This window comes from Modestobacter sp. NPDC049651 (assembly GCF_040659695.1).
Lineage (GTDB): Bacteria > Actinomycetota > Actinomycetes > Mycobacteriales > Geodermatophilaceae > Modestobacter.
Genome location: NZ_JBFAOG010000010.1, coordinates 25,677 through 52,399, shown reverse-complemented (window position 1 = coordinate 52,399; position 26,723 = coordinate 25,677). Strand labels below are relative to the sequence as shown.

Genomic DNA, 26,723 nt, shown 5'->3' with positions numbered 1-26,723 from the left:
CGTCCGGGCTGCGGGAGCACGCCGCCGTCAGCTCTCGGCGTCGAGCGCGCCGGCCACCCGCCGGTGCGCCTCCCAGATGGCGTCGGGCAGGTCCGGGAACTGGGCGAGGTGCTCCTCGCGGTGCGCCATCTCCTGCTGCCACCGGGCGGTGTCGATGGTGAGCAGCCGGTCCAGGTCACCGGGCCGCAGGTCCATCCCGGTGAGGTCCAGCTCCTCGGCGGTGGGGACGACGCCGACCGGGGTCTGCCGGCCGGACACCTCCCCGTTGCGCAGCTGCAGCAGCCACAGCAGCGGGCGCAGGTTGTCGCGGTACCCGGGCCACAGGAAGTGACCGTCGTCGGGGTCGCGCTGGAACCAGTTGACGTGGGCGAAGATCGGCTGGTCGGTGGCCTTGCCGATGACGTCCAGCCAGTGCGCGGCGTAGGCGCCCTCGGGGTAGGCCATGAACGGGCGCATCGACATCGGGTCGTAGCGCAGCACGCCCTCGGTGCCCTCGGCGGCGAAGGTCGCCTCCGCGCCCAGGGTGAGGCCGTCGTAGACGCCCTCGGCGAGGTCGGTGATCGCCCGGACCAGCGGCTCCCGGTCCCGGGTGCGGCCACCGAAGATGATCGCGTCGATCGGCACGCCCTTCGGGGTGTCGAAGTCGGCGGCGATGTTCGGCACGTGCTCGAGGGTGGTGGTGAACCGGCTGTTCGGGTGCGCCCAGGGGGTGTCCCGGTCGGCGTCCGAGCGCTCCGAGATCAGCTCGCCCTTCCAGTCCCGCCAGCCGGTGACGTCGGCCGGCGGCCCCGGCGTCCGCCCCTCCCACCAGACCTCCTCGGTGGTCTCGTTGTAGGCGACGTTGGTGAAGATCGTGCCCGTCCCGGGGGCGATCGCCGCGACGGCCGTCGGGTTGGTGACCTCGTTGGTGTCCTTGGCGACGCCGAAGACGCCGAACTCCGGGTTGATCGCGTAGATCCGGCCGTCCTCGGGGTCGACCCGCAGCCACGCGATGTCGTCGCCGTAGAAGTCGACGTGGTACCGGTCGCCGAGCGCGTCGGGGGCGAGCGTCATGGCCAGGTTGGTCTTGCCCGAGGCGCTGGGCATGCCACCGCAGACGTGGTACTTGCGGCCGGTCTGCTTGTCGGTGATCCCCAGCAGCAGGAACTGCTCGGCGAGGAACTCACCCGACGCCCAGCCGTCGTAGGTGGCCTGGCGCAGCCCGTGGGCGATCTTGCCCAGCAGCGCGTTGCCGCCGTAGGAGGAGCCGTAGTGCAGGATCGTCCGCTCGTCGGCGAGGGTGACGAAGTAGCGCTGGTCCTCGGTCGTGCCGTGGGCGAGGGACTCCAGGTCGCCGGTGACGTGCACACCCCGCACGAAGCTGCCGGGGTCGGCGAGGTCGTTGACGTGCTGCACGCCGACCCGGGCCATCCGGATCATGTGCAGGACCACCGTGCGGGTGTCGGTCAGCTCGACCCCGGTGGCGTAGGACGCCAGCGGCGAGCCCGGCGGCGCCATCAGGTACGGGACGACGTACATGGTCTTGCCGGCCGAGGCGCCACGCATCAGGTCCTCGAGCAGCGGGCGCATCTCCGCGGCCGGGCGCCAGTTGTTGTAGACGCCGGCGTCGGCGGGGTTGCTCGTGGCGACCACCGTGCGCTCCTCGGAGCGGGCGGTGTCCTTGGGGTGGCTGCGCGAGTAGTAGCGCCCCTCGCCCGCGGGCAGGATCTCGCCCGCGTCCAGCGCCTCGCGCACCAGCCGGGCGTCGTCCGAGGCGTTGACGACCTCGATCCTCTCGGCCCCGGTGAGCGCGAACCACTGGCGCACGTAGTCCCGGACGTGCTGGTTCACGAGTCCGGCCTGGTCCATCACGACGTCGATGTCGGTCACGGGCACAGCTTCGACGGCAGGGGGTGGTCTGCGCCACCTCGGTGTCCGCTCGCCAGAAGACCGGTCGCGTACTTCGCCCGATCGGTGGACGTGGGCCCCCGGGTGACCGGGGGCCCACGCTGTCACCGAGCGGTCACTGAACGGTGCTGAACCGGTGCAGGCTCGGCGGTCCGGCCAGGACGGTGCCCAGCGGGGAGGCGCCCTCCGGCGTCGCGCGCCAGGCGCGGTAGGCGTCGTCGCGCTCCAGGGACTCCCACTGCTCGACGACGACCACGTGGGCGGGGTCGTCGGTGTCCTGGAGCACCTCGAGGCCCAGGCAGCCGGGGAACGCCCGGGTCGCGACGAGGGTCTCGCGCAGCACGCCGAGCGCGTCGTCGAGCTGCTCGGGGTCCAGGTCAAGTTCCAGCAGGGCGGTGATCGCCACGGGCACTCCTCGGTGTGGTGAGCGGGTCGGCTGCAGCGCGGACGTCGCGTCCCCGTCGCACCAGGGGAGTGTGCCCGCCGTGATCACCCGGTGTTTGGATGCAGGGTGCACCGACCCTTCCGCCCGGCACAGAGGAGCACCTGCACATGACGCGCATCGACGGCAAGACCGCCCTGGTCACCGGCTCGGGGAACGGGATCGGTCGCGCCATCGCCGTCGCCCTGGCGTCCGCCGGCGCCCAGGTCGTCGTCTCCGACGTCCTCGCCGAGGACGGGCAGCGCGTCGTCGAGGAGATCACCGCGGCCGGGGGATCGGCGCACTTCATCGCCGCCGACGTCGCGGTGGCGGAGCAGTCCGAGGCGCTGGTCGCCGGCGCCGTCGAGCGCTTCGGCGGCCTCGACGTGCTGGTGAACAACGCCGGGACGGGCGGCGCCCAGCTGCGGCTGCACGAGGTGGACCCGGCGGACTTCGACCGCGTCATCGACGTGAACCTGCGCGGGACGTTCCTGTGCACCAAGTACGCGATCCCGCACTTCCTCGCGGCCGGTGACGGGCGCATCGTCAACATCGCCTCGACGTACGGCCTGGTCGGGGCACCCAAGGCGCCGGCGTACTGCGCGTCCAAGGGCGCCATCGTCAACCTGACCCGCCAGCTGGCCGTCGACTACGGGCCCGACGGCATCCGGGTCAACGCCATCTGCCCCGGCTACATCGACACCGGCCTGGGCCGGCGGGGGCCGACGCTGGACGAGGAGCAGTTCGCGGCGGCCACCGCGGTGCGCGAGAAGGCGGCCGGGATGCAGCCGCTGGGGCGCCAGGCGCAGCCGGCCGAGGTCGCGGCCGTCGCGCTGTTCCTCGCCTCCGACGCGGCGTCGTTCATGACCGGCTCGATCGTGCCCGTCGACGGCGGGTGCACCACCACGTTCAACTACGGCGAGGCCAGCAACTAGCCGGGCCGCCCGGGCTGCCGGCGGCACAGGACGCCGGCAGCCCGCTCCCGGTCAGGACCGGCCGGCGCCCGCCTTCTCCTGGGCGTACCGGTCGGTCGCGGCCTGGATGGCGGCGCCGTTCTTCGCGTCCAGCTCGCCGTGCTTGCTGCGCGCCCAGGCCTCGGCGGCCAGCAGCCGCCGCTGCGAGGGCTGGAACACCGGCATCACGTGCCGGGCGAACAGCTCGAAGCTGCGCTGGGTGGCCTGCCAGTCCGCCCAGTCGTGCTGCAGCAGGATGAAGCAGCCGAACCCGCCGTTGGACTGGTCGACCAGCCGCTGGATCTGCCGGATCGCGTCGTCCGGGGTGCCGACCACGCCCCACCCGCTCGAGTCGATCCACGCCAGGCGCTCCTCGAAGGTGTCGCCGGGGATGCGGACCGGCGGCAGGGCGAGGGTCTTCTGGGTGTAGTCGACGAAGGCGTCGAACCCGTAGCGGATGTCCTCGACCGCCTGCTCCCGCGTCTCGGCGATGTGCATCGGCCCCATCAGCCGCCAGCGGGACCGGTCCGCCGGGTGGCCCGAGGCGGCTCCCTCGGCCTCCCAGACGTCCCAGTGCAGGGCGAGCGCGTCGAAGCCCATCTCCGTGGTCGCGCCGACCGAGAGCATGCCGAGGCCGTGCTTGCCGGCCAGCCGCGGCCCGGTGGGGGAGGCGGTGGCCGCGACGGCGACCTCGAAGCAGGGGTCCTGGAAGGGGGCCAGCTGGCAGCGGGCCTCGACCAGCTCGTACCGGTCGGTCGTCACCGAGACCGGCTCGTCGGTGGTGAGCAGTCGCAGGAGGACGTCGAGGTCCTCGGCCAGCGCGGGGCGCAGCTGGTCGGGCTCCAGCCCGATCATCGCGGCGTCGGTGGGCAGCGAGCCCGGTCCGACGCCGAGCATCAGCCGGCCGCGGAGCAGGTGGTCGACGAGGATCGCGCGGTCGGCCACCCAGAGCGGGTTGTGGTACGGGATGGAGACCACGCCCGTGCCCAGCCGGATGTGCTGGGTCAGCGCCCCGACGTGGGCGATGAAGGTCAGCGGGTCGGCGATGATCTCGGTCGCGGCCGAGTGGTGCTCACCGACCCAGACCTCGTCGTACCCGAGCCGGTCGAGCAGCTGGACCGTCTCCACGTCGCGCTGCAGCGACGTGGTGGCGTTCTGGGTGGGCGGGCTGTTGAACGGGGGCATGAACAGCCCGAAGCGCATCTTGGCCACGCGAACTCCTCCTGGTGCGTCGGTGGACCGGACCCGGCGGTGTCGGATTATGGCCTGGGTCACACCGCCGGCGGGGCGGATCGGTCCCGCCGTCCGCTGCGGGCCAGCCGCGCGAGCGTGTCGAACCCGGCGGCGATGCCGGAGACCAGCTCGTCGAGGTCGGGCACCGAGGACGGCGAGGTCACCGAGACCGTGAGCTCGCCGGCGTACGACAGCGCCGACACGGCCAGCGGCACGCCGGGGGCCAGCGGCGCGATGGGCACCGCCTCCAGCAGCCGGGCGCCCGGCCGGGCCGGCCACCGGCACCGTCGCGCGCAGGCAGGTGCCCGGCACGAGCTCACCGCGGGCGGTGAGCAGCCGGCGCAGACCGTCGGCGACGGCGGCCAGCAGCAGGTCGTCCACCGTCACGCCCAGCGCGTGGCCGGTGTCCACCACCCGGGGCAGGCCGAGCCGGACGGCGCGGAGGCGGCGGCCGGGACCGAAGTCGCGCGGCAGCGAGGTGACCGGTTCCCGGCCCGCGAAGACCGCCAGCGTCCCGCCGGCGGCCCGCAGGTCGCTCAGTGCGCTGCCCCCGCGCCCGCGGGCGGGCTCCGGCCGGGGCGGGCCCGGCCCGGGCTCGGTGGTGTCCGGTTCGGCATCGAGGAGGGCCGCGACGAGCGCGAGACCGGCCAGCCCGTCGGCCAGAGCGTGGGACACCACGACGAGCACCGCGAACCGGCCACCGGGCAGGCCGTCGGCGACCACCGCGCGCCACAGCGGCCGGTCCCGGGGGAGCCGGTGGGCCGCGCAGCCGGCCGCCCAGCTCAGCAGGTCGGTCTCCGACGGCAGGCGGACGACGGCGACGTGCCGGCCGGCGTCGAACGACGGGTCGTCCGCCCACACCGCCCGGCCCGCGCCCAGGCCGGCGTGCAGCACCCGGCGCCGCAGCGCCGGGACGCGGCCCGCCCGGGCGACCAGCTCGCCGCGGATGCCCTGCGCGTCCAGGCCGCCGTCGGGCCGGGTGGCGGGTGCGGCGTCGAACTGCCCGAGCAGCGCCACCTGCAGCGGCACGTCCGGGTCGTCGACCCACAGGTACATGCGCTCGTCGGAGCGCAGCCGGGTCGTCGGTCCCCCGGCGGGTGTCACGAGCGCAGGACGGCGACCTTGAGGGCCCCCGAGGACGCCGGGTCCTCGAACACGTCGTAGGCCGCGGGCACCTCGTCGAAGCCGAACCGGTGGGTGACCAGGCGGGCGGCGTCCAGCTGCCCGGACCGCACCATGCGCAGCAGGGTCGGCGTGGAGGACGTGTCGACCAGGCCGGTGCGGATGGTGAGGTCCTTCGCCCACAGGTCCTCGAGGTGCAGCGTCGTCGGTCGGCCGTGGACGCCGACGTTGGCCACCCGCCCACCGGGGCGCACCAGGGCGACGGCGGCGTCGAAGGTGGCGGGTGCGCCCACCGCCTCGATCGCCACGTCGGCGCCGAGGCCCTCGGTGGCCGCGTGCACTGCGCCCAGCATGTCGTCGTCCGGCGCCAGCGCCTGGTCCGCGCCCAGGGCGAGCGCCGCCTCCCGGCGGCTGGCCACCGGGTCCACCACCACGACCCGGGCCGGCCCGAACAGGCGCACGGTCAGGACGGCGCTGAGCCCGATGGGCCCGGCACCGACGACGACCACCACGTCGCCCGGCCCGACCTCGCCGTTGAGCACCCCCACCTCGTAGGAGGTGGGCAGGATGTCGGCCAGCATGAGCGCGGCCTCCGCGCCGACCTCCGCGGGCAGCGGGTGCACCGAGGTGTCGGCGAACGGGATGCGCACCGCCTCGGCCTGGACGCCGTCGATCAGGTGCCCCAGGACCCAGCCGCCGCCGGCCAGGCACTGGCCGTACCGCTGCTCCCGGCAGAAGCGGCAGCGCCCGCAGGCGTTGATGCAGGACATCAGCACCCGGTCGCCCGGCGCGACCGTCCGCACGCCGGGCCCGATCTCGGTGACGGTGCCCACCGCCTCGTGGCCGAGCACCCGGCCGACCTGCACCTCCGGGACGTCGCCGCGGAGGATGTGCAGGTCGGTGCCGCAGATGGTGCAGCCGTCGACCCGGACCACCGCGTCGTCGGGGTCCTTGAGCACCGGGTCGGGGACGTCGTCCCAGGACCGCTCGCCCGGGCCGTGGTAGACCAGCGCCCTCATGTCCGGCTCCTCTCGTCGGGAGCCCAGTCGAGCGCCCGCCGTCCGGGCCCGACCACGTCCCGACGGCCGCCGTCCGCGGGCCGAAGGTCCCCGGGGGCCGCCGGATCGCCCGCGGCTACCGTTGCGGCCGGCGACGCCGTTCCCGGGAGGTGGGCCGTGGCCGCTGCTGCCGGCCGACGCACCCGGTGGGTGGTCGCCGGCGTCGTCCTGGCGCTGGCCGGCCTGGTCGCCGTCGTCCTCGTCGTCGTCCTCGTCGCCGTGGTGCCCGACGCCCGCGACGTGGACCGCCGGGGAGCGGCGAGGGAGCGGACCTCCGCGCCACCGCGCGGGACGGTCGTGCCGGGGTTCGACCTGGCGGGGGAGTGGACCGGCGCCGGCGTGCTGGCGCGCTGCGCGGGCCTGGACGACTGCGCGCGGACGCGCCCGGTGACGCTCACCATCGAGTGCGCCGGGCAGGCCTGCCTGGTCACCCCCTTCGGCCCGCGCTGGGGCCGCCCTCCGCTCCGGGTCCGGGACGGCAGCTACCAGGCGGCCGGCCCGGTGCCGGCCGACCTCGCGCCGACCTGCGACGGGGTGCCCGCCAGCTCCGCCCTCTGGCGGCTGGAGCTCACCGTCCGGGGTGACCGGCTGGTCGGCACCTACGCGGAGTCGACGCTGCAGGGCTTCGACTGCGGCGCCACCGGGGTGGCCTGGGACCTGGTCCTCGACCGGTCCTGACCCAGGGTGCCCGCTCAGGCAGGTGGTCGCGGCCCGGTGCCGGCGTCCCGGGCATCGGGCTCGTCCGGACGGGTGGCCGCCGCCGGCTGGGCGCGGACGGCGGCCGCATCGGCGACCGCGCGGTCGCGCGCCTCCTCGGCGCGCAGGCGGTCCCGGCGGCTCTCCGCGGCGGCGCGCTCGGCGCGATCGGCCCGCGCCTCTTGTGCAGCCACCCGCTCGGCGGCTGCCTCGGCCCGGGACTCCGCTGCCCGGACCCGGCTCTCCGCGGCGGCCGTCTCCAGCCGGACCGCCGCTTCGGCCTGCTCGGCGCGGCCGACCGCCCGGGCCACGTCGGCCTGCGCGCGGGCGGACTCCTCGCGGGCCGCGCGTTCGGCCGCCAGCGCCCGGTCCCGTGCCGTCTCGGCGGCCGTCGCCCGTGCGAGGGCCGCCGCGCCACCGGCGTCCGCCTGCTCGCGCGCCCGGTCCGCGCGGGTGGCCGCGGCCCGCGCCGCGTCGGCGTCCCGCACCGCGGCGTCCCGCTGCCGCTCGGCGTCCTGCCGGCCGGCCGCTGCCTCGCGTCCTGCCGCGGCGGCCACGTCGGCCGCGGCGCGGGCCTGCGCCGCCTCCCTGCGGGCCCGCTCGGCCTCGGCGTGCGCCTGCTCGGCCTCGCCGCGCGCCGTCTCCGCCGCGTCCCGCCAGCCGGCCTCCTGGTGCCGGGCTCCCGCCGCTGCCTCGCGGGCGGCCTCTGCATCGGCCTCGGCCCGGGCGGCGGCGTCCAACGCCTCCCGGGTGGCACGCTCGGCGACCGCCCGGAGCCGGTCGGCGTGGGATGCGCGCTGCTCGGCCTCGGCGACCTGGCGTTGCGCCTCGGTCCGCAGCGCCGCCCGTTCGGTCTCGAGCAGCTCCGCGTCGGCGGCCCGGGTCAGCGCCGCGCGGGCCCGGTCGACCTCCCGCTCGATGGTGCCCAGGGTCTCGCGCAGCCGGTCGGCGATGCCGGTGAGCGTCTCCGTGGCGGACGCCCCCTGCTGCGCGTCGGCCGGGTCGGCTGCGGGGATCCCGGACGCCTGAGCACGGCGCGCGGCGAACGCGGTGGCCCGGTTGTGCTCCGACAGGTCGCAGTAGGACGAGCGGCCACCGGTCGCGGGTGGCGGGGCCACCGGCCGCTCGCAGCCGGGGAAGGAACAGCTGCGCGTCGATGCGGTCACGACGATGAGTGTGCGCTCGTTCGTCAGTCTGATGCAGTTGACGAACGAACGGACGGCTGACGTCCGGTGGAGTGAGCGGCCGCAGCACTCCATAATCAACTGTTATGGAGTCCTCGCGACGGAATGGTGACGGAGCAGCCGATGCGGTGCCGGTGACGAACGACGGCACCGGCGGACTCCTGCTGCCGGGGGACGTGGCGGCAGTGGGGCGGTACCTCACCGCGGCGAAGGCCGACGCCACCCGGCGGGCCTACGCCGGGGACTTCCGCGCCTGGTCGGAGTGGGCCCGGCAGCGTGGGTTCGTCCCGCTGCCCGCGGCCGACGCGGCGGTCGCCAGCTACCTGGCCGAGCTCGGGGACGCCGGCGCCAGCCCGCGGACCGTCGCCCGCCGGCTGTCGGGGATCGGGCACGCGCACCGGGAGGCCGGGCTCCCCAGCCCGTCGGAGCACCCGGGCACCCGGGCGGTGCTGCGCGGCATCCGCCGGACGGCGGCCCGCAGCGGCCGCCGGCCGAAGAAGGCCCGCGCGCTGGACACCGCGACCATCCGGGCGCTGGTCGCCGACCTGCCCGACGGGGTGGCCGGCGTGCGCGACCGGGCGCTGATCCTGGTGTCGTTCGCGCTGGGCCTGCGCGCGTCGGACGTCTGCGGCCTGGACGTGGGCGACCTGGCCGCGGCCGGCCACGGCGGCCTGGACGTCACCGTCCGGTGGTCCAAGACCGACCAGGAGGGCGCGGGGGAGGTGCTGGCCCTGGCGCCCGGGGTGCGGGCGCAGACCTGCCCCGTGCGGGCGCTGCAGGCCTGGGTGGAGGCGGCCGGGCTGGCCGGCGCGGACGGGCCGCTGTTCCGCAGCGTCGGCCGCGGCGCCCGGCCGCGGATCGGCACGGCGCGGATGGCGCGGTCGTCGGTGCGGCTGGTGCTGCACCGGGCCGCCGAGCGTGCCGGCGTCCCGACCGAGGGGCTGAGCCCGCACAGCCTGCGCCGGTCGTTCGCCACCGAGGGCTACCGGGCCGGGGTCAGCGAGCGGGAGCTGGCCCGCACCGGCCGGTGGGCGTCGGTGACCACGCTGCGCGGCTACGACGCGAGCAGCCGGTGGGCCGATCCGGCGTCCGCCCGGCTCGGCCTCTGACCCGGGGAGGGTGCGGACGGCGCGGCGTGGGGAGTCGACAGCGGGCCCGTCCGGTGCCACCATCGAACATGCGTTCGAACACGGGTGCCGGAGGGGAGGAACGGGCGATGACCACCGTCGGGACTGCCCACCTGCCCGCGGGGCAGCTGGTGCTGACGACCCCGGCCGAGGGCACGGACTTCGGCCTGCCGCTGGTGCGGCCGGCCCGGTCCCGGCGCGGCAGCGAGGTGCGGGAGGTGCGCGCGCACTGCCGGGCGCGGGGCGGCGTCGTGGTCTGGTTCACCGACGGGTCGAAGACCCCGCCACTGCACGGGCGCACCGCCTGGACCGTCGCCGACCGGGAGCCGGATCCGCGGCTGCCCGGCCTGGACGGGCCCTGAGGCCCCCGGTCAGGGAACGGCAGCGCCCGGTCTCACCGGCGGTGCCAGACGACCGCTCCGGCCGAGGCGAGTCCCAGGACGACCGTCGACAGCACCGCGCTGCGCCGGGCGACGTCCCCGCCGGCCGCGGCCGTGTACACGGCGGCGGCGTCCAGCGCGGTGAGCAGCAGGGTGATCTCGGTGGTGCGCCGCGCCTGCGGGGCCGGCTGCACGAGCAGGGCGGCGCCCATCGCGATGTTGCGCGCGGCGACCAGCCGCACCAGCAGCGGGAGCGCGACGTCGGTGGAGGTGGCGACCTCGCGCACCCCGAGGGCGCGGGTGATCGCGCGGGGAGCGAACAGCGCCGCCGTGCCCAGCCAGACGGACAGGCTGCCGACGCTCTTGCGGGTGGTGTCCCAGGTCTCGGTCACCGCGGTGGTCTGCCCGGGCGCGGGGTGGCCGAACCCCCGGTCAGGGCGAGGACGAGGCCGAGGAAGGGCAGCGTGACGCAGCTGGCGACCGCATCGCTGACGGCCGCCACGGCGAAGGCGGCGACCGACGGCCCGTCGAGCGGCCCGAGCACCTGCCCGAACCCGAGCGCGGCGATCGACGCCGGCAGGGTGAGCACCGCGGACACGCCTCCACCGAGAACGACCCCGGCCAGCACGGTCGCCGGCGAGCGGCGCACCGCCCGCCACGCCAGTGCCGTGCCGCCGGTCAGCGCCCCGCGCCAGGTCCCGCGGTCCCCGGCGGTGAGACCGGCGACGGCGCCGGTCACCCACAGCTGGGCGACCAGCCCGGTGAGGAAGCCGACGACGTCGACGAGCAGGGCGTGCCCCCGGCTGGGGTCGTCCCAGACGAGCACCTGGCGCAGGACGTCGGGCACCGTGTTGACCAGCGTGGCGACCGCCGCCGCGGCGTAGGCGGGGGCAGCGCGGCGACTAAGCAGCCGGAGCGCCGCAGCGACGACCGGCGCGGGCCGGACCGCCTGCGCGGCGGTCACACCCGGCGGGCGACGGCGGCGACCCAGCGGTCGCCCATCCGCCGGACGACGTCCGCCGGACCCAGCTCGAAGCCGGCGGCGCGCAGCTCCGCGAGCAGCTCGTCGGCGTCGAACCGGTCGGCGGGGTGCCGGGAGACCGCGCGCAGCCACGGCGCGTCGACGAACCGCCGGGTCATCTCGGCCAGCGCGAGCTGTCCGCCCGGCCGGAGCATCCGGGCGCACTCGCGGACGGCCGTCCGCCAGTCCTCGATGTGGTGCAGGGCGTGCAGGTCGACGACCAGGTCGACGCTGCCGGTCTCCACCGGCAGGCAGGTCGCGTCGCACACCTGCAGCCGCAGCCGGTCGCCCAGGTCGGCCGTGCGCTGCCGGGCGCGCGCCACGGTGGCGGCGTGCAGGTCGAACGCGCGGACCTCGGTGGCCCCGAGCCGGGTGAGCGCACAGCGCGCCCCGAGCGCGCGGCGGCCGGTGCCGATCTCCACGCACCGGGCCCCGCGGGCACCCAGCCGCTCCAGCACGGGCCCCTCGACGCGCACCGCGACCGCGGCACGCAGCCGGGAGTCCACCCAGAGCCGGTTGGCGTCCAGGTAGGTCGGCGGGACGGTGGCCGGGTCACGGTCGGCTCTGGTCTGGGCCATGCCCGCGACTACCCCCGGGAGCGGAGCGGCACGCCTCGGCCGCCGGGGGTCGTCGGACCGGCAGCGGTCAGTCCGCTGCCGCGAGCGTGCGCGGTGTCCGGCGGGGGAGGACGTGGGGCAGCCCCCGTCCGACCATGCTGAACGTGTGCCCGATGCGCCGCCGCAACGAGGGATCGGGCAGCGCCACGGGCGCTGTCATGTCCCCGACGTCCACGAAGAAGGTCTGCACCGGGCCGATGCCTTCGAGGTCCTGGGGCATCTCCCGCATCGGCAGGGCGGCGGCGGCGGTGCCGCCGCTGCGGTGGAGGTCGTCGGAGACGAGGAGGTACTCGGGGACGTCGACGGCGTTCTTGAGGAGCCGGTGGACGTAGATGACGTCCACGCCGACCAGCTTCTTCCGGCGCCTGATGGTCTGCGTCGCGACGTCGCCCACGTGCGCGACGAACTTCAACGTCAGGTCACTGGTCCGGGTGCAGCTGCCGCACGGGCACATGTTGAGCTCGACGAACCGGCGCTCCACGTGGAAGGCGCGGTGCATGTCGACGACGGCGCGCGTGACGGCCGACAGCGTGGCGGGACCGTCCAGGCCCTCGACGTCCCGGGAGAGGAAGGCGGCGTCGCCCTCGATCTCGACCAGGTCGAAACCCCGGGCGGCACCGACGACCCGGTCGAGCATGCGCCGGGTGGCCGCCTCCGCGTGCCCGAGGACGCTGCGATGGAACTGCATGTACTGCGTGTACCCGCCGATGTCGGCGATCAGCAGCAGCGCGCGGCGAGTCGCCATGCCGGACCCTAGCGCCCTCGGCGCCCCCGTCGGCGGTGCTCGGCCGTGCACTCTCAGCGCGGCATCCCGTCGTCGACGAGGGCGCACCGTACCCTCCCGGGGCCGCGGGAGGCCCCTCGGAACGCCTCTGCGCTGCTAGCGTCCGCGCCGTGCCGGGTGCCTACCGCGAGGCCTGGGCGTCGGTGGCGGGCAACCGCAACCTCCGGTCCGCGCAGCTGTCGTCGCTGCTGGCGTGGACGGGTGAGTTCCTGTTCCTCACCGCGATGACGGTGTACGCGTTCGACACCCACGGCGCCGTCGGGGTCGGCGTCATCGGGTTCCTGCGGGTGCTGCCCGCGACGATCGCGCTCCCGTGGCTGGGCGCGCTGGCCGACCGGATCGACCGTCGCCGCCTGCTCGTGGTGGCGTGCGGCCTGCGGGCGATCACCGCGGGGGGAGCGGGGTTGGCCGCGGCCGTCGACCGGCCGACCGCCGTGTACGCGCTCCTGACCGTCTCCACCGTCTGCCATGCCGCGTACCGGCCGGTCCTCGGCGCCCTGTTCCCGACGCTGTGCACCACGCCGGAGGAGCTTGCCGGGGTGAACGCGGTCCGCTCGATCCTGGACGGCGCGGCGGCGCTGATCGGCCCGCTGGCCGCTGCTGCCCTGCTCGCCGTCTCGGACGCGGCCGTCGCTTTCGGTGCGGTGGCCGTGCTCGCCGCGGTCGCCGGTGCGCTGGCCGCAGCCTTGCGCTACGAGTCCCCGCGACCGGCGGCGGGGAGGCCGAGAGCGCGCTCGAGCGTCCTCGCCGACGTCACCGACGGCTTCCGTGAACTGCGCCGCCGGCCCCGGGCGGCGGACGTGATCCTCCTGGGCGGCGTGCAGTGCCTGGTGCGCGGCGCCCTGACGGTGCTGGCGGTCGTCGTGGCGGTCGACGTGACGGACCTCGGCCGCCCCGGTGTCGGGCTGCTGTGGTCGGCGTTCGGGGTGGGCGGGCTCGTCGCTGCGACGGTGTCGATCGGAGCCGCTGGCAGTGCCCGGCTGGGCACGCTCTTCGGTGCCGGGATCGCGCTGTGGGGGCTGCCTCTCGTGCTCGTCGGCCTGCGCAGCGGCGACTACGTGGCGGTCGGCGCGCTCCTCGTCGTCGGCGCCGCCAATGCGCTCGTCGACGTCACCGGGTTCACCCTCCTGCAGCGGCTCGTCCCCGACGAGACGCTGGCCCGGGTGCTCGCACTGACCGAGGCGGTGTTCTCCCTGGCGCTGGCGCTGGGGTCGCTGACGGTCCCGGCCCTCGTCGCCGGGCTGGGCGGGACCGGGGCGCTCGTCGTCACCGGCTGCCTCCTGCCGCTCGCGGTCGCGGTGCGCTGGACCTCACTGCGGGCCACCGACGCCGACATCGGGGTGCGGAAGGACCGGATCGTCCTGCTCCGCCGGGTCGGCATGCTGCGCCTGCTGCCGGTCCCTGCCATCGAGGGACTGGCGCAGCGGCTGCGCCGGACGCCCGTGCCGGCGGGGGGCGAGGTCTTCGGCCAAGGAGACCCGGGCGACGACTTCTACGTCGTCGAGTCCGGCTCGGTCGCGGTGATCCGCGACGGGAGGGAGGTCCGGCGCCTCGGTCCGGGTGACGCCTTCGGTGAGATCGCGCTGCTCCGCGCGGTTCCTCGGACGGCGGCCGTGCGCGCGGTGGAGGACACGGAGCTGGCTGCGCTCAGCGGCCCCGACTTCGTCGCGGCCGTCAGCGGGTTCTCGGCCACCTCCTCGACCGCCGAACGTCGCGTCAGCGGCTACCTCGCGGAGGACCTGGAGCGACGCGCTCCAGGAGGGGAGCCCGACCGCGACGAGAGCCCGGACCCCCGGGCCGAGGGGCCATCAGCTCCGCGGTGATCAGGGGGACGGCGTGATGTCGCGGAGCCGCGTGCTGTCCCAGGGGCTCGGGCACCGCGCCGATCCAGGAGCTGGCCAGCGGCCTGCTACCGGGCGGGCGAGTACTGCCGGCAGGTCGACGCGGGGAGGGCGACGCAGTACCGCATCGGTCGATCGCTCACCGGGCGGTTGGACGACGGGCCGCGAATGCATCGTGCGACGGCCCCGGACAGCGGGCGGCACGACATCAGGCGTCTCGTCCCGAAGTCACCCCCCAAGGGGCGAGATCGGGTGTCGAGACACCTCGCACGGCGGCTGGCAGTGCACCATTCAGTCATGTACTACCGACTGTGATCGTTCGATCACGTTCTGGCCGATGACGGGGGCAGCATGTACAGGGGTGCGGTCGGGGATGTCGACGCCTCGGTGGTCCTGCCGGCACCTCCTTCCTCAGCGGAGGTGACCGGGGAGGCTGCGCTCCTGGTCGTCGACCTCGAGGCCGACGTCCTCCGGGTGAGCTGGGCCAACGACCAGGCCAGTCGGGTGATCGGCCGGTCCGCCGCGGAGCTGCGCGGGCTCCCTCTCGTGCAGTTGCTGCCCGACGTCGAGGTGGCTCACCTGCGGTGGCTGTTCGCGTCCGAGAGCAGCACCCAGCTGACCGTGCAGGTGGCGCGGGCAGCGGGCGGACCGGTGGAGGCCGTGCTGCTCACCATGCCCGAGCCCGGCGGTCGTCGGTGGACGGTGCGCATCATCTCGACGGCCAACGAGCTCCAGCGAGCGCTGCAGGCCAGCGCCGATGCTCACGAACGGCGGTTCGCCGCGGTGACCGAACGGTCGCCGGTCCCGTTGCTGCTGTCCGAGCAGGGCATGCGCCTGGCGCACGTCAACGAGGCCTTCTGCCACCTGGCGGGCGCCCCCGCCGAGCAGCTGCTGGGCACCGGGTGGTTGACGTTCATCGACCCCCACGACGCCGATCGGGTGGTCGACCAGGTCGCCTCGGTCCTGGAGGGCAGCGACACCGCGTCGGTGCCCGTGACCCTCGCGCGCCCCGACGGGGACAGCCGGCAGGCCGTCCTGCGGCTGAGCCGCGTGCACACCCCGGGGGTGGGAGTCGGGTTCGTCGGGACCCTGGAGGACATCACCGAGCGGCTGGCCTTCGAGGCACGCCTGGTCCACCAGGCCGAGCACGACACGTTGACCGATCTCCCCAACCGCACGCACCTGGCACGGTGGATGGCGGACCGCTTCGTGCCCGGCACCGAGGGCCTGGCCTGCCTGTTCCTGGACGTCGACGACTTCAAGCTGGTCAACGACTCACTGGGCCACGGGGCGGGCGACGTCCTGCTGAAGCTGATCGCGGAGCGGCTGCACCTGGCGGTGCGCCCCGACGACCTGGTGGTCCGCTTCGGAGGTGACGAGTTCGTCGTGGTGTGCGGCTCGGTCACCGAGGCCCGGGTGGTGTCGCTGGCCGAGCGGCTGGTGACGGCGCTGGCTGCCCCGGTGGAGCTCAACGGCGTGCAACTCCGGCCGAGCGTCAGCGTCGGCGTCATGGTGCAGACGGCGGAGCACACCAGCCCCGAGGACCTGATCCGCGACTGCGACATCGCGCTGTCCCAGGCCAAGGCGGAGGGGAAGGGGCGGGCCGCGCTGCTCGACCAGCGTGCTCGCACCACGGCCCGCGACAGGCTCGCACTGGTGTCCGACCTCCGCGACGGCATCGAGCAGCGCGCGCTGCAGGTCTGGTACCAGCCGATCCTCGCCGCGCAGGACGGCCGGCTCGTCGCGGTCGAGGCGCTGTCCCGCTGGGAGCACCCCACCCGTGGGCTGGTGTCGCCGGAGGTGTTCGTGCCGCTCGCCGAGACCAGCGGGCTGATCGGCCAACTCGGCCTGCTCGTCCTGGACGAGACCTGCCGTCAGCTGGCCGAGTGGGACTGCCGGCTGGGGCCGGCTGCGCCCCGGGTGGGCAACGTGAACGTGTCGGCCCTGCAGCTCGACGCCACGCTGCCTGCGCTGGTCGCCGCCGCGCTGGACCGTCACGGCCTGCAGCCGGGCCGGCTCTCCATCGAGCTGACCGAGTCGGCGTTGATGGGCGACCCGGCCTTCGCGCGCGGTGTCCTGCAGGAGCTCCGCGACCTCGGTGTGCACCTGGCGATCGACGACTTCGGGACCGGGTACTCGTCGCTCGCCTACCTACGGCATCTGCCGGTGGACTGCCTCAAGGTCGACCGGTCGTTCGTCGCGGACCTGGCCAGCGGCGGGGAGGAGATCGCGGCGATGGTCATAGCCCTGGCGCGGACGTTGGGACTGACCACGGTCGCCGAAGGCGTCGAGACCACGCAGCAGGCCGACGAGCTCGCCCGGCTGGGGGTCAGCTACCTGCAGGGCTTCTTCCTGGCCCGGCCGATGAGCGGTGCCGAGTGCACCCGCTGGTTCGCGGCACGACGAGAGGAGATCGGCCAGTGAGCGTGCGTGCTCCGCAGGCACCGATCGACATGGCCACCGTGCTGGCCGGCATCGACACGATGGCCGCGCAGAAGCCGGTCGCCGCCCAGGTGGTCGCCATGACCAGCGCCGACGATGCGGGCGCCAAGGAGCTGGCCGGCCTCCTGGCGGCCGACGTGGCGCTCACCGGGCGGGTGATGAAGCTGGCCAACTCGGCCTACTACGGCATGCGCGGGCGGGTCAGCTCGCTGCAGTTCGCCATCTCGGTGGTCGGCTTCATGACGGTGCGCACCCTGGCCACCGTCTCGCTCACGGACCTGGACGACGAGGAGCAGCTGCCGCCGGGGTTCTGGCTGAGCGGTACGCACGTGGCCCAAGCGGCAGCCACGGTCGCTCCCCGCTTCGGTGAGCGACCACCGGACGCCCTGTGCCTGGGCATGCTCGCCCAGTTGGGGGTCGCACTGCTCCACCACGACGACCCCGAGGGGTACGCAGAGCTGTGCCGTGAGGAGCCGGTCCTCCTGCGTCGGCGCTCGGCCGAACTCGACCGGTACGGCGTCCACGCCCTGCGCATGACCTCGGTGGCCCTCGACCACTGGGGTTTCCCGCCCCGGATGGTGACCGCGCTCGACCGGCTCGAGCAGCCGGCTGCCCCCGAGGGTGCCCTGCTGCGCGTCGCCTTCGAGGTGGCCAACCGACTGGGCGTCCCCGACTACGAGCCGGTGCCGGTCGGTGGCCTGTGCGGCGCGATGCTCACGGAGGACCAACTGCTCTCCGTCGTCGATCGGGTGCGCGTCGAGGCCGAGGAGCTGCGACTGGCCCTGCTGGGCTGAGCTGCGGACGGGAGGTTCGCCTGGACCGCGTCCCCCGGCCGACCTCCCGGTCGTCGGGGCCCTGCACCGGAGCGCCTGGCACCGCGCGGTGGTCGTTCGTGCGTCAGGCCGTGCCCGCGACAGCCGAGGCCGTCGCGCCGCTGATCGCGGGGATGCCGGCCGGACACCCGAGCCCGGGCTCTGGGTGAGCCCCCGGGGCCGTCCAGCGGCAGCGCGGTCGACGCGCAGTGCGGCCGTTGGCTCTCGAGAGAGCCGGGCAGGACGGCGGGGGAGCGGCGTTGGGGATGCGGATCAGTGCCGGGCCGCCGCGTGCGCAGTGACGTCCAGAGGTCGGCGCACCGCCGCCCGGCCGGCACCGTCGAGCGCCGTGGGCGGGTGCGGTTCGCCGACGGCTGGGCCGCGGGAGTCCCGGGATGATCGCGCACCTCGGGAGGAGGGGAACCGTGTGGTCAGGTTGCGCAGCGGCCGCTTCCGGCCGATGGAGGTGGGAGAGCTCCCACGTCGTGGTGTCCGAGGGGGGACTTGAACCCCCACGCCCCGCAAAGGGCACTAGCACCTCAAGCTAGCGCGTCTGCCATTCCGCCACCCGGACGAGTGTGCGATCAGCGTAGCGGATCGCGCGGGCGGTCCTGCACACCCCCCGCGGTGGGCCGGTGTCCGGTCAGCGGGCCGGTGTCGCCACCCGTCCCCGGCCGCCGCGCTTGGCCCGGTACAGCGCGCCGTCGGCGGCCGAGTAGAGGTCCTCGGCGCCGGTCGCGGTGGCGGTGTGCGCCACCCCGATGCTCAGCGACAGCGGCACCAGCGTGCCGTCGTCCAGGCGCAGCGGCCGGGCGGCGACCGCGTCGAGCAGGTCCTGCGCGCGGTGCACCGCGGTCGTCTCCCCGCACCCCGGCAGCAGCACCGCCAGCTCGTCGCCGCCCAGCCGGGCCAGCACCGCGTCCCCGGCCCGGACCCGCCCCCGCAGCAGACCGGACACGTGCACGAGCGCCGCGTCGCCGACCGGGTGGCCGTACGCGTCGTTGATCGACTTGAACCGGTCGACGTCGATGAGCACCACGGCGGTGCCGGCCGGCCGCGGACGTCGCACCGCGGTGCCGAGCGCCTCGTCGAAGGACCGCCGGTTCGCCAGCCCGGTCAGCGCGTCCACCGTCGCCTGCTCGTGCAGCGCGGCCACCAGCCGGTCCTGCGTGCGGTTGGACCGGGTCTGCATGAGCGCGATCAGCACCAGCACGGCGCCGAAGAACACGGCGTCGGTGAACGCCGTCCCCAGCGGCGCCAGCAGGAAGAGCGTGACCGCGTCGCCGGTGACGGCCGCCGCCGTGATCAGCAGCACCGCGCCGGCCCGGAAGTAGGACGACGCCCACAGCACCGGCAGGGCGAGGAAGGCCTGCGCGGCGGCCGAGGGGTCCTCGGTGACCAGGTTGAGCGAGCAGATGAGCGTGACCCCGCTCAGCCCCACCACGACGAGCAGCCCCGAGCGGTCGAGGACCTCCGGCCGCACGCGGGTGCACAGCGCGATGAGCACCAGCTCGATCCCGATGCCCACCCAGGTGGCGGACTCGGCGGCGGCGGAGCCCCCGCTCATCCCGGTGAGGTTGAACGCGCACAGCACACCGGCGCAGACCAGCAGGATGAGGACGCACGACCGCGCCGCCGCGCGGGGGTCGCGGGCGCGCAACCCGGCCATGATCGTCACGGGTACGACATCGGCCGCGGACCGGCCGGGCCGTAGCGCCGGCTCACCCCGGCGGGGGAGCGGTGGTCGACACCGCGCCGTCCCGTCCGCCGTCCTAGGCTCGGCCGCATGTCGCAGCCCACCCCGGAACCGCTCGCCGCCGCCCAGTCCGAGGTCGCGGAGCTGCTGTCCGACCTGATCCGCATCGACACGACCAACACCGGCGACACCCGCACCGGCAAGGGCGAGCGCGCCGCGGCGGAGTGGGTCGCCGGGAAGCTCGACGAGGTCGGGATCAGCAGCGTCGTCCACGAGTCCGAGCCCGGCCGGGCCAGCCTGGTCGCCCGCATCGAGGGGGCGAACCGGGACCGCCCGGCGCTGCTGGTGCACGGCCACCTGGACGTCGTCCCGGCCGACCCCGCCGAGTGGAGCGTGCACCCGTTCGCCGGCGAGGAGCGCGACGGCTACGTGTGGGGCCGCGGTGCCGTCGACATGAAGGACATGGACGCCATGACCCTCGCGCTGGTGCGCGACTGGGCCCGCACCGGCGTCAAGCCCGACCGCGACATCGTGCTGGCGTTCGTCGCCGACGAGGAGGCCGGCGGCAAGCACGGCGCCCACTACCTGGTCGACCACCACGCCGACCTGTTCGAGGGCTGCACCGAGGCGATCAGCGAGGTCGGCGGGTTCAGCATCACCGTCCGCGACGACCTGCGCCTCTACCTGGTCCAGACCGCCGAGAAGGGGCTGGCCTGGATGAAGCTGACCGCCTCGGGCCGCCCCGGGCACGGCTCGTTCGTGCACGACGACAACGCCGTCACCCGGCTCGCCGCGGCCATCGCCCGGATCGGCTCGACCCGGATGCCCACGGTGCTCACCCCGCCGATGCGCCAGTTCCTCGACGAGGTCGGCGACGCCTACGGCATCGAGATCGACCCCGACGAGCCCGACGAGGGCCTCGCCCGGCTGGGCAGCATCAGCCGGATGATCGGCGCCGCGCTGCGCAACACGGTCAACCCCACGATGCTCGACGCCGGCTACAAGACCAACGTCATCCCCGGCACCGCCAGCGCCACCGTCGACGGCCGCTTCCTCTACGGGCAGGAGGAGGCGTTCGAGAAGCAGGTCGACGAGCTGCTCGGCTCGGGCGTCACCCGCGAGTGGATCACCTACGACCAGGCGGTCGAGACGACGTTCGACGGGCCGACCGTCGACCTCATGGCCGCGGCGCTGCAGGCGGAGGACCCCGGCGCCCGCGCGGTGCCGTTCACCATGGCCGGCGGCACCGACGCCAAGAGCTTCGAGACCCTGGGCATGCGCTGCTTCGGCTTCTCGCCGCTCCGGCTGCCCGCCGACCTCGACTTCGCCTCGCTGTTCCACGGCATCGACGAGCGGATCGCCGTCGACTCGCTGCACTTCGGCATCCGGGTGCTCGACCGGTTCCTGCGGGAGGTCTGAACCCATGACCCCCACCCCGACCCCGGGCAGCGTCGCCCTGGTCACCGGCGGCACCGGCGGCTTCGGCCGGGCGCTGGCCGCGCTGCTGCGCGAGCGCGACGTCACCGTCGTCCTCGCCGACCTCGACGGCGAGCGCGCCCGGTCGGCCGCCGCCGACCTCGGTGCGCCGTTCCTGCCGCTGGACGTCACCGACCGGGCCGCCAACGCCGCCGTCGTCGCGCAGGTGGAGGCGGAGCACGGCCGGCTGGACGCCGCCTTCCTCAACGCCGGCATCGCCGGCAGCAGCCGGGACGCCCTGGACGTCGACGAGTTCCTCCGCGTGCTGGACGTCGACCTGCTCGGCGTCGTCTACGGCACCGAGGCCGCGCTCCCGGCGCTGCGCCGGGCCGGCGGCGGGTCGATCGTGGTGACCGCGTCGCTGGCCGGCCTGGCACCGGTCGCCACCGACCCCGGGTACAGCGTGGCCAAGGCCGGCGCGGTGGCGTTCGTCCGGTCGCTGGCCCCGCGGCTCGTCGCCGACGGCATCACGCTGAGCGCGGTCTGCCCCGGCTTCGCCGACACCTCGATCATCGACCCGCTGCGCGCGGCGTTCGACGACGCGGGCTTCCCGGTGCTGTCGGCCGCGGAGGTCGCCGAGGCGCTGGCCGCCGCGTGGGCCGGTGCCGAGCCGGGCGCGGCGTACGTCGTCCAGCCCGGGGTGGGCGCGGTGCCCTACGCGTTCAAGGGCGTGCCCGCCGCGCGGACGGCGACCGGCGAGACGGCGCGGCTGCCGTCGTCCCTGCTGCCGCGGGGGGACTGACCTCAGCCGACCCGGACGGCGAGCAGCGCGACGTCGTCGGCCACCCGCCCGGGCATGCCGGCGAGCAGCGCGTCGCACAGCTCCTCCAGCGGCCGGCCGGCGAGCGCGGTCAGCCGGCCGGCGAGCCAGTCGATGCTGTCGTCCAGCGGCACGCCGCGGCGCTCGACCAGCCCGTCGGTGTAGAGCAGGAGCGTGTCGCCGGGCCGCAGCACCTCGGTGTGGTCGTCGCGCCACACCGGCCCGGCGCCGATCAGCCGGTTGGGGGCCGGCTGCAGCAGCTCCGCCGTCCCGTCGGCTCGCAGCACCGCCGGCGGCGGGTGCCCGGCGTTGGACCAGCGGACGACGACCGCGCCGTCCGGCCGGACCTCCGCGGTGGCCACGACCAGCGTGATCAGCGTGTCGACGCCGAGCCGGCCGAGCGCCCGGTCCAGCGCGCCGAGCACCCCGGCCGGGGACTCGACGACCGACTGGGCGATGCCGCGCAGCACGCCCCGCGCCTGCGCCATGGTGGCCGCGGCGGTCGTGTCGTGCCCGGCGACGTCCCCGATCACCAGCATGGTCGACCCGCAGCCCAGCGGGAACGCGTCGTACCAGTCGCCACCGACCTGCGCGTGCCGGACGGCGGGCAGGTAGCGCACCGCCATGTCCAGGCCCGGCGTGGCGGGCGGGTCGGTGAGCAGGCTCAGCTGCAGCCGCTCGGCGAGCTGCGCGGAACCGCGGGTGGCGGCGACCTCCGCCCGGGCCCGGGCCAGCTGGGCCTCGCGCCGCAGCCGCAGCGTGCAGGCCACCACGGCGACGACCGTCCCGACCGCCAGGCCGACCAGGCGGACGACCTGGGCGGTGACCGCGTCGGCCTCGTACATCCGGTCGTACCAGCCGAGCAGCGCCGCTGCGGCGAAGGCGGCCGCGCCGTAGGTGGCGGTGGCCCGCCGCCCGACCGAGGTCGCCGCCACCAGCGGCGCCATGACCAGCAGCCCGATGATGCCGTGACCCCGGCCGATGACGAGGTCCAGCAGGACGATGAGCGCCAGCGCGGTGAGCGGGAGCAGGTGCCGGGAGCGCACGAGCCGGTCCACCTGCGCCTCCCGCCCGCCGAGCCGACTGTGGACGCACGGTGATGCTCCACGAACCCACCGCAGCCTAACTGGCGGATCTGGCCGAACCGGACCGTTCGTCCGGCGTGGCGGAAGCCCACCCGGGGATCCCGGCGGGCTCGCGTTCTGGCACTGTCGGGCGCATGCGTGCCTGGCGAGCCCACTCCCTCGGCGACCCCGCCGACGTGCTGTCCCTGGACGAGGTCGAGCGGCCGGCAGCCGCCGACGGCCAGCTGCTGGTGCGGGTGCTGGCCGCGGGCCTCAACTTCCCCGACGTGCTGATGACCCGCGGGGAGTACCAGGAGCGGCCGCCGCTGCCGTTCACCCCCGGCGTCGAGCTGTGCGGGGAGGTCGTCGGCACCGGGCAGCGGGTGCTCGGCTCGCCGTCCGGTGGTCCCGGCGCGTTCGCCGAGTACGCGCTGATGGACGCCGCGGCGGCGTTCCCGGTGCCCGACGGCATGACCGACGAGCAGGCGGCCGCGCTGCACCTGACCTACCAGACCGGCTGGGTGGGGCTGCACCGCCGGGTCGCGCTGCAGCCGGGGGAGTGGCTGCTGGTGCACGCCGGCGCCGGCGGGGTCGGCTCGGCCGCGGTCCAGCTGGGCAAGGCGGCCGGCGCGCGGGTGATCGCGACCGCCGGTGGCCCGCGCAAGACCGAGGTCTGCCGGCAGCTCGGCGCCGACCACGTCATCGACTACACGGCCGAGGACTTCGTCGCCCGGGTCAAGGAGATCACCGGCGGGCACGGCGCGGACGTCGTCTACGACCCGGTCGGCGGCGCGGTGTTCGACGGCTCCCGCCGGTGCATCGCGTTCGAGGGCCGGCTGGTCGTCGTGGGCTTCACCAGCGGCACCATCCCGCAGGCCCCGGTGAACCACGCGCTGGTGAAGAACTACAGCATCGTCGGCCTGCACTGGGGGCTGTACCGCAAGCACGACCCGGCGCTCTTCGGGCAGGTGCACGCCGAGCTCGGCCGGTTGTTCACCGCCGGGTCGATCGCCCCGCTGGTGGGCGAGACGCTGCCGCTGGACCAGCTGCCCCGGGCGATGGCCGCGCTGGCCGACCGCGGCACCGTCGGCAAGGTCGTCCTCCGCCCGTGACCGACCCCCGCACCCGGCTGCGGGCCGACTGCGCGCGGTGCGCGGGGCTGTGCTGCGTCGGGCCGGCGTTCGCGGCCTCGGCCGACTTCGCGATCGACAAGCCGGCCGGGACGCCGTGCGTCCACCTGCGCACCGACGACCGCTGCGGCATCCACGACCGGCTGCCCGAGCGCGGCTTCCCCGGCTGCACGGTGTTCGACTGCTTCGGCGCCGGTCAGCAGGTGGTGCAGGCGACCTCCGGCGGCCGCGGCTGGCGGGAGTCGCCGGAGCTGGCGGCCGGGATGTTCGCCGTCCTGCCGGTCATGCGGCAGCTGCACGAGGTGCTCTGGCACCTGGCCGAGGTGGCCACCCTGCCGGTGCCGGCGGCGCTGCACGACGAGGCCCGGGCGCTGGCCGACCGCACCGCCGCGGTCGCCGACGCGCCGGCGCCGGACCTGCGGGCCTTCGACCTGGCCGCGCACCGGGCCCGGGTCGAGGACCTGCTGGGCCGGGCCAGCGCGCACGTGCGGGCTCCGCACACCAGCACGTCGACCCCCGGCCGCAGCCGCCGCGGCGCCGACCTGGTGGGCCGCGACCTGCGCCGGACCCGGCTGGTGGGCGCGGACCTGCGCGGCGCGCTGCTGATCGGGGCGGACCTGCGCGGCGCCGACCTCACCCGCACCGACCTGCTCGGCGCGGACCTGCGCGCGGCCGACGTCCGGGGCGCCGACCTGGCCGGCGCGCTGTTCCTCACCCGCCCGCAGCTGGCCGCCGCCGTCGGGGACGCCGCGACCCGGGTGCCCGCGGTGCTGGAGCACCCGGGCTCGTGGCGCCGGGCAGGTCAGACCATGGGGCCGGGCAGGTAGGACAGCCGCGCCCGGCGGCGCAGGACGACCTTGCGGGTGCCGTCGGCGTGCAGCTGCAGCCGGGCGAGCTCCCACCCACCGGTGTCGGCCTGGAGGCTCATGAGCTGCGCGGCCGCCGAGCGCGAGATGCCCGCCGGGATGCGCAGCGGGGCGTACTCGTACTCGCCGGCGACTGACACGCGCTCGATTGTGCCTGCCGGACGCCGTCCGGTCATGTGCTGGTCGTCACCGCGTTCCCGTGGGGTGTCAGCCGCCCGCCGACCGGGCAGGGTGATCACGACCGGACGCCCGCCGACCAGGAGGACCACACCGTGACCGATCCCGAAGCCACCGACGCCGACCGCCAGGAGCAGGACACCGCCGTCGCGCCGACCGGCGCCGAGCTCGCCGACGAGGTGGGCCCGCTGGCCGACGACGTGCCGGAGGCCGACGGCATCGAGCAGCAGCTCACCGCCGCCCCCGGGAGCTCCACCACCCGCCGGCCCGGCGACGCGGAGGCCGACGAGTACGACGTGCTGGAGCAGCAGGCCGCGGTGCCCGAGGACGAGGACGACCTGCGCAGCTGACCCCTCAGCCCGGGTCGACCACCTGCAGCTCGCCGGTCGTGCGGCTCGCCACGAACACCCGGCCGCTGCCCGGGTCGACGGCGACCGTGTTCGGCTGCCGCACGGTCGGGAACCGGGCGACCTCGCGCAGCGCGCTCCCGGCGGTCGAGAGCACGACCAGCTCGTTGGTGGCGGTGAGGGTCACCCACAGCTGCTGCCGCGACGGGTCGAACGCCAGCCCGTAGGGGGTGCCGGGCAGCCGGTACGACCCGGTCTCCCGCAACGGGGTGGCGGAGAACGTGCGGACGGCGTCACCGCGGGTGTCGGCGACCAGGAAGCGCCCGCGGTCGTCGGCGACCACGTGGGTGGGGCCGCGGCCGGCGGCGACCACCGCGGTGCGGCGGCCGGCGGCCAGGTCGTAGGTGGACAGCGTGAAGGCCCCGACGTCCACCACGCCGGGGACGTCGCCGGCGACCGCGACGCCGCCGGGCTGCTGCTGGTCGGTCAGCGTCGCGGTCACCCGGCCGGCGTCGACCACCGAGAGGGTGCCGCCGCGCTCGTCGCCCACCAGCAGCCGGCCGTCCGGCAGCCGGGCGGCGTCGTGCGGGTAGGTGCCCACCGGGACCGCCGTCGTCCCGCCGCCGGGGAGCGCGACCTCGACCAGGGTGTTCGCGTCCTCGGCCGGCACGAGCACCGGACCGCCGGGCGCGGCCAGCTGCAGGTGCCGGGCGTGCCCGGGCAGCGGCACCTCGGTGCGGACGGCGCCGGTCGCGCCGTCGACCAGCAGCAGCCGGTCGGGGTGGCGGACGGCGACCGCCAGCAGCCCGGTGACCGGGTCGAGCACCATGCCCTCGGGGTCGTCCGCGAGCGGCAGCACGGTGCCGGCCGGTGCGGTGGTCGGCGTGGGGGAGTCGGCGGGCTCGGCCGCCCCCGGGCGGGGAGCCGGCCGGTCGTCCGCGCCGCCGCAGCCGGCCAGGGCGAGCAGCAGGACGGCCAGCAGGGCAGGGATCCGCACCCGCTGATGGTCGGTCACGCCCGGTGTTCGCGCGCCCGGACCCGGGTGGATCGATGCCCGCGCTCGGTGGGAGCGCTGACCTGCGCCGACGCGCGAGGGGCGTCATGATCACCGGCTGTGGGTGATCACCGGTGACCGGCGCGTGGGTGGCGATCGCGCTCGTCCTCGTCGGCCTGCCGCTGCTCGGCTGGTTCGTGAGCCGGCGGGCGATGTGGAACCGGCTCACCCCGCGCGCCGAGCGCGACCCCTACGGCGCGACCGTGCGCCGGCACCGGCTGTCGGTCGCCGACGTGGCCACGGTGCGGCGGGCCCTGAGGACCGGTGAGGAGCTCGAGAGCGCGCGGCTGCGGGCGGCGGTCGTGGACTGGGCGCACCAGGAGCTCGGCCCCGACCGGCCTCGTGCGCCGTGGTGGGTCCACGTGCTGATCCTGGTGTGGCTCGCCGTCTTCCTGGCGAACACCGCGCTGCTGGTGGCGCAGGGACGTTGGGGCGAGATCAACTGGGTGGCCATCGTCGCCGGGATGGGGAGCGCGCTGTGGCTGCGCCGACGCCGGGCGGCGCTGCGCCGGGCGGCCCGGGTCAACGGCGGGGCACCGGAGGACCTGGTCGACCGGCCCGATCCGCGGTGATCA

General features: G+C 75.7%; 26 protein-coding genes, 1 tRNA gene and 2 pseudogenes. 13 read left to right on the top strand and 16 right to left on the bottom strand.

The window, feature by feature from the left end:
• Positions 1 to 27: 27 nt before the first annotated feature.
• Together AB0J00_RS14785 and AB0J00_RS14780 are read right to left on the bottom strand one after the other, a co-directional pair.
• The gene (locus AB0J00_RS14785; RefSeq protein ID WP_357745716.1) at positions 28 to 1,869 is read right to left on the bottom strand and encodes a phosphoenolpyruvate carboxykinase (GTP); all 1,842 of its coding nucleotides are present in this window, start codon (positions 1,867 to 1,869) and stop codon (positions 28 to 30) included.
• 133 nt (positions 1,870 to 2,002) lie between these two features.
• Positions 2,003 to 2,293 (bottom strand): antibiotic biosynthesis monooxygenase family protein, encoded by a 291-nt coding sequence (locus tag AB0J00_RS14780; RefSeq protein WP_357745714.1) that lies wholly within the window; start codon positions 2,291 to 2,293, stop codon positions 2,003 to 2,005.
• A 146-nt stretch (positions 2,294 to 2,439) separates the two neighbouring features.
• On the opposite strand from AB0J00_RS14780, the gene AB0J00_RS14775 reads away from it, so the two are divergent.
• On the top strand, positions 2,440 to 3,243 hold the full coding sequence (locus tag AB0J00_RS14775; protein WP_357745711.1) for an SDR family NAD(P)-dependent oxidoreductase: 804 nt from the start codon (positions 2,440 to 2,442) through the stop codon (positions 3,241 to 3,243).
• 51 nt (positions 3,244 to 3,294) lie between these two features.
• Here AB0J00_RS14775 and AB0J00_RS14770 read toward each other — a convergent pair.
• From AB0J00_RS14770 to AB0J00_RS14755, 4 genes and pseudogenes are all read right to left on the bottom strand, one after another.
• Positions 3,295 to 4,452: pseudogene (locus AB0J00_RS14770) on the bottom strand (LLM class flavin-dependent oxidoreductase); the annotation flags it as partial.
• Positions 4,453 to 4,532: 80 nt separating this feature from the next.
• On the bottom strand, positions 4,533 to 4,697 hold the full coding sequence (locus tag AB0J00_RS14765; protein ID WP_357745999.1) for a hypothetical protein: 165 nt from the start codon (positions 4,695 to 4,697) through the stop codon (positions 4,533 to 4,535).
• A 370-nt stretch (positions 4,698 to 5,067) separates the two neighbouring features.
• Positions 5,068 to 5,550, bottom strand: a pseudogene (locus AB0J00_RS14760) (wax ester/triacylglycerol synthase domain-containing protein); the annotation flags it as partial.
• Between the two features lie 44 nt (positions 5,551 to 5,594).
• Positions 5,595 to 6,635, bottom strand: coding sequence for an alcohol dehydrogenase catalytic domain-containing protein (locus AB0J00_RS14755; protein WP_357745710.1), 1,041 nt, complete (start codon positions 6,633 to 6,635; stop codon positions 5,595 to 5,597).
• A 156-nt stretch (positions 6,636 to 6,791) separates the two neighbouring features.
• On the opposite strand from AB0J00_RS14755, the gene AB0J00_RS14750 reads away from it, so the two are divergent.
• Positions 6,792 to 7,352 (top strand): hypothetical protein, encoded by a 561-nt coding sequence (locus tag AB0J00_RS14750; protein ID WP_357745708.1) that lies wholly within the window; start codon positions 6,792 to 6,794, stop codon positions 7,350 to 7,352.
• A gap of 14 nt (positions 7,353 to 7,366) precedes the next feature.
• Here AB0J00_RS14750 and AB0J00_RS14745 read toward each other — a convergent pair whose 3' ends face one another.
• A complete protein-coding gene (locus AB0J00_RS14745; RefSeq protein ID WP_357745706.1) occupies positions 7,367 to 8,536 on the bottom strand; it encodes a hypothetical protein in 1,170 nt (389 codons plus the stop codon).
• Between the two features lie 146 nt (positions 8,537 to 8,682).
• Here AB0J00_RS14745 and AB0J00_RS14740 point away from each other — a divergent pair, with 146 nt between their 5' ends.
• Together AB0J00_RS14740 and AB0J00_RS14735 are read left to right on the top strand one after the other, a co-directional pair.
• Positions 8,683 to 9,663, top strand: coding sequence for a site-specific integrase (locus AB0J00_RS14740; protein WP_357745704.1), 981 nt, complete (start codon positions 8,683 to 8,685; stop codon positions 9,661 to 9,663).
• A gap of 107 nt (positions 9,664 to 9,770) precedes the next feature.
• Positions 9,771 to 10,043, top strand: a complete 273-nt coding sequence (locus AB0J00_RS14735) for a hypothetical protein (protein WP_357745702.1) — start codon at positions 9,771 to 9,773, stop codon at positions 10,041 to 10,043.
• Between the two features lie 32 nt (positions 10,044 to 10,075).
• On the opposite strand, the gene AB0J00_RS14730 is transcribed toward AB0J00_RS14735, so the two are convergent.
• The 4 genes from AB0J00_RS14730 to AB0J00_RS14715 form a co-directional block, all read right to left on the bottom strand.
• Positions 10,076 to 10,453, bottom strand: a complete 378-nt coding sequence (locus AB0J00_RS14730; RefSeq protein WP_357745699.1) for a hypothetical protein — start codon at positions 10,451 to 10,453, stop codon at positions 10,076 to 10,078.
• Positions 10,450 to 11,025, bottom strand: coding sequence for a hypothetical protein (locus tag AB0J00_RS14725; RefSeq protein WP_357745697.1), 576 nt, complete (start codon positions 11,023 to 11,025; stop codon positions 10,450 to 10,452). The genes AB0J00_RS14730 and AB0J00_RS14725 overlap by 4 nt, the downstream gene beginning before the upstream one ends.
• Entirely contained in the window at positions 11,022 to 11,660 is a 639-nt protein-coding gene (locus AB0J00_RS14720) for a class I SAM-dependent methyltransferase (RefSeq protein WP_357745696.1), read from the bottom strand. The genes AB0J00_RS14725 and AB0J00_RS14720 overlap by 4 nt, the downstream gene beginning before the upstream one ends.
• A gap of 67 nt (positions 11,661 to 11,727) precedes the next feature.
• Positions 11,728 to 12,444, bottom strand: a complete 717-nt coding sequence (locus AB0J00_RS14715) for a DUF2652 domain-containing protein (RefSeq protein ID WP_357745694.1) — start codon at positions 12,442 to 12,444, stop codon at positions 11,728 to 11,730.
• Positions 12,445 to 12,593: 149 nt separating this feature from the next.
• Between AB0J00_RS14715 and AB0J00_RS14710 the strand changes: the two genes are divergently transcribed.
• The 3 genes from AB0J00_RS14710 (at position 12,594) to AB0J00_RS14700 (ending at position 17,560) form a co-directional block, all read left to right on the top strand.
• Entirely contained in the window at positions 12,594 to 14,306 is a 1,713-nt protein-coding gene (locus tag AB0J00_RS14710) for an MFS transporter (RefSeq protein ID WP_357745691.1), read from the top strand.
• 438 nt (positions 14,307 to 14,744) lie between these two features.
• On the top strand, positions 14,745 to 16,748 hold the full coding sequence (locus AB0J00_RS14705; protein WP_357745689.1) for an EAL domain-containing protein: 2,004 nt from the start codon (positions 14,745 to 14,747) through the stop codon (positions 16,746 to 16,748).
• On the top strand, positions 16,745 to 17,560 hold the full coding sequence (locus tag AB0J00_RS14700; protein ID WP_357745687.1) for an HDOD domain-containing protein: 816 nt from the start codon (positions 16,745 to 16,747) through the stop codon (positions 17,558 to 17,560). Before AB0J00_RS14705 ends, AB0J00_RS14700 begins: the two co-directional genes overlap by 4 nt.
• A gap of 504 nt (positions 17,561 to 18,064) precedes the next feature.
• Here AB0J00_RS14700 and AB0J00_RS14695 read toward each other — a convergent pair.
• A tRNA-Leu gene (locus AB0J00_RS14695) sits at positions 18,065 to 18,152 on the bottom strand.
• Between the two features lie 69 nt (positions 18,153 to 18,221).
• Positions 18,222 to 19,247, bottom strand: coding sequence for a GGDEF domain-containing protein (locus AB0J00_RS14690; RefSeq protein WP_357745997.1), 1,026 nt, complete (start codon positions 19,245 to 19,247; stop codon positions 18,222 to 18,224).
• A 117-nt stretch (positions 19,248 to 19,364) separates the two neighbouring features.
• Between AB0J00_RS14690 and AB0J00_RS14685 the strand changes: the two genes are divergently transcribed.
• Together AB0J00_RS14685 and AB0J00_RS14680 are read left to right on the top strand one after the other, a co-directional pair.
• Positions 19,365 to 20,693, top strand: a complete 1,329-nt coding sequence (locus AB0J00_RS14685) for a M20/M25/M40 family metallo-hydrolase (protein ID WP_357745685.1) — start codon at positions 19,365 to 19,367, stop codon at positions 20,691 to 20,693.
• A gap of 4 nt (positions 20,694 to 20,697) precedes the next feature.
• Positions 20,698 to 21,492: an SDR family NAD(P)-dependent oxidoreductase gene (locus AB0J00_RS14680; RefSeq protein ID WP_357745683.1), complete on the top strand. Its 795-nt coding sequence runs from the start codon at positions 20,698 to 20,700 to the stop codon at positions 21,490 to 21,492.
• 2 nt (positions 21,493 to 21,494) lie between these two features.
• Here AB0J00_RS14680 and AB0J00_RS14675 read toward each other — a convergent pair whose 3' ends face one another.
• Positions 21,495 to 22,568, bottom strand: coding sequence for a PP2C family protein-serine/threonine phosphatase (locus AB0J00_RS14675; RefSeq protein WP_357745681.1), 1,074 nt, complete (start codon positions 22,566 to 22,568; stop codon positions 21,495 to 21,497).
• Between the two features lie 161 nt (positions 22,569 to 22,729).
• Between AB0J00_RS14675 and AB0J00_RS14670 the strand changes: the two genes are divergently transcribed.
• Entirely contained in the window at positions 22,730 to 23,686 is a 957-nt protein-coding gene (locus tag AB0J00_RS14670) for an NADPH:quinone oxidoreductase family protein (protein ID WP_357745679.1), read from the top strand.
• A complete protein-coding gene (locus AB0J00_RS14665; protein WP_357745676.1) occupies positions 23,683 to 24,531 on the top strand; it encodes a pentapeptide repeat-containing protein in 849 nt (282 codons plus the stop codon). Before AB0J00_RS14670 ends, AB0J00_RS14665 begins: the two co-directional genes overlap by 4 nt.
• Here the strand turns inward: AB0J00_RS14665 and AB0J00_RS14660 are convergent.
• Positions 24,507 to 24,710, bottom strand: a complete 204-nt coding sequence (locus AB0J00_RS14660) for a DUF5703 family protein (RefSeq protein WP_357745674.1) — start codon at positions 24,708 to 24,710, stop codon at positions 24,507 to 24,509. The genes AB0J00_RS14665 and AB0J00_RS14660 overlap by 25 nt on opposite strands.
• Positions 24,711 to 24,842: 132 nt before the next feature.
• Here AB0J00_RS14660 and AB0J00_RS14655 point away from each other — a divergent pair, with 132 nt between their 5' ends.
• Positions 24,843 to 25,097, top strand: a complete 255-nt coding sequence (locus AB0J00_RS14655; protein WP_357745671.1) for a hypothetical protein — start codon at positions 24,843 to 24,845, stop codon at positions 25,095 to 25,097.
• 4 nt (positions 25,098 to 25,101) lie between these two features.
• Here the strand turns inward: AB0J00_RS14655 and AB0J00_RS14650 are convergent, their stop codons facing one another.
• On the bottom strand, positions 25,102 to 26,091 hold the full coding sequence (locus tag AB0J00_RS14650; RefSeq protein ID WP_357745669.1) for a YncE family protein: 990 nt from the start codon (positions 26,089 to 26,091) through the stop codon (positions 25,102 to 25,104).
• 131 nt (positions 26,092 to 26,222) lie between these two features.
• On the opposite strand from AB0J00_RS14650, the gene AB0J00_RS14645 reads away from it, so the two are divergent.
• A complete protein-coding gene (locus AB0J00_RS14645; RefSeq protein ID WP_357745668.1) occupies positions 26,223 to 26,720 on the top strand; it encodes a hypothetical protein in 498 nt (165 codons plus the stop codon).
• Positions 26,721 to 26,723: the final 3 nt, after the last annotated feature.

Coding starts and splice junctions, on each gene's coding strand:
- AB0J00_RS14775 (WP_357745711.1), top strand. CDS start 2,440: ATGACGCGCATCGACGGCAAGACCGCCCTGGTCACCGGCTCGGGGAAC.
- AB0J00_RS14755 (WP_357745710.1), bottom strand. CDS start 6,635: ATGAGGGCGCTGGTCTACCACGGCCCGGGCGAGCGGTCCTGGGACGAC.
- AB0J00_RS14735 (WP_357745702.1), top strand. CDS start 9,771: ATGACCACCGTCGGGACTGCCCACCTGCCCGCGGGGCAGCTGGTGCTG.
- AB0J00_RS14720 (WP_357745696.1), bottom strand. CDS start 11,660: ATGGCCCAGACCAGAGCCGACCGTGACCCGGCCACCGTCCCGCCGACC.
- AB0J00_RS14715 (WP_357745694.1), bottom strand. CDS start 12,444: ATGGCGACTCGCCGCGCGCTGCTGCTGATCGCCGACATCGGCGGGTAC.
- AB0J00_RS14690 (WP_357745997.1), bottom strand. CDS start 19,247: ATGGCCGGGTTGCGCGCCCGCGACCCCCGCGCGGCGGCGCGGTCGTGC.
- AB0J00_RS14685 (WP_357745685.1), top strand. CDS start 19,365: ATGTCGCAGCCCACCCCGGAACCGCTCGCCGCCGCCCAGTCCGAGGTC.
- AB0J00_RS14680 (WP_357745683.1), top strand. CDS start 20,698: ATGACCCCCACCCCGACCCCGGGCAGCGTCGCCCTGGTCACCGGCGGC.
- AB0J00_RS14670 (WP_357745679.1), top strand. CDS start 22,730: ATGCGTGCCTGGCGAGCCCACTCCCTCGGCGACCCCGCCGACGTGCTG.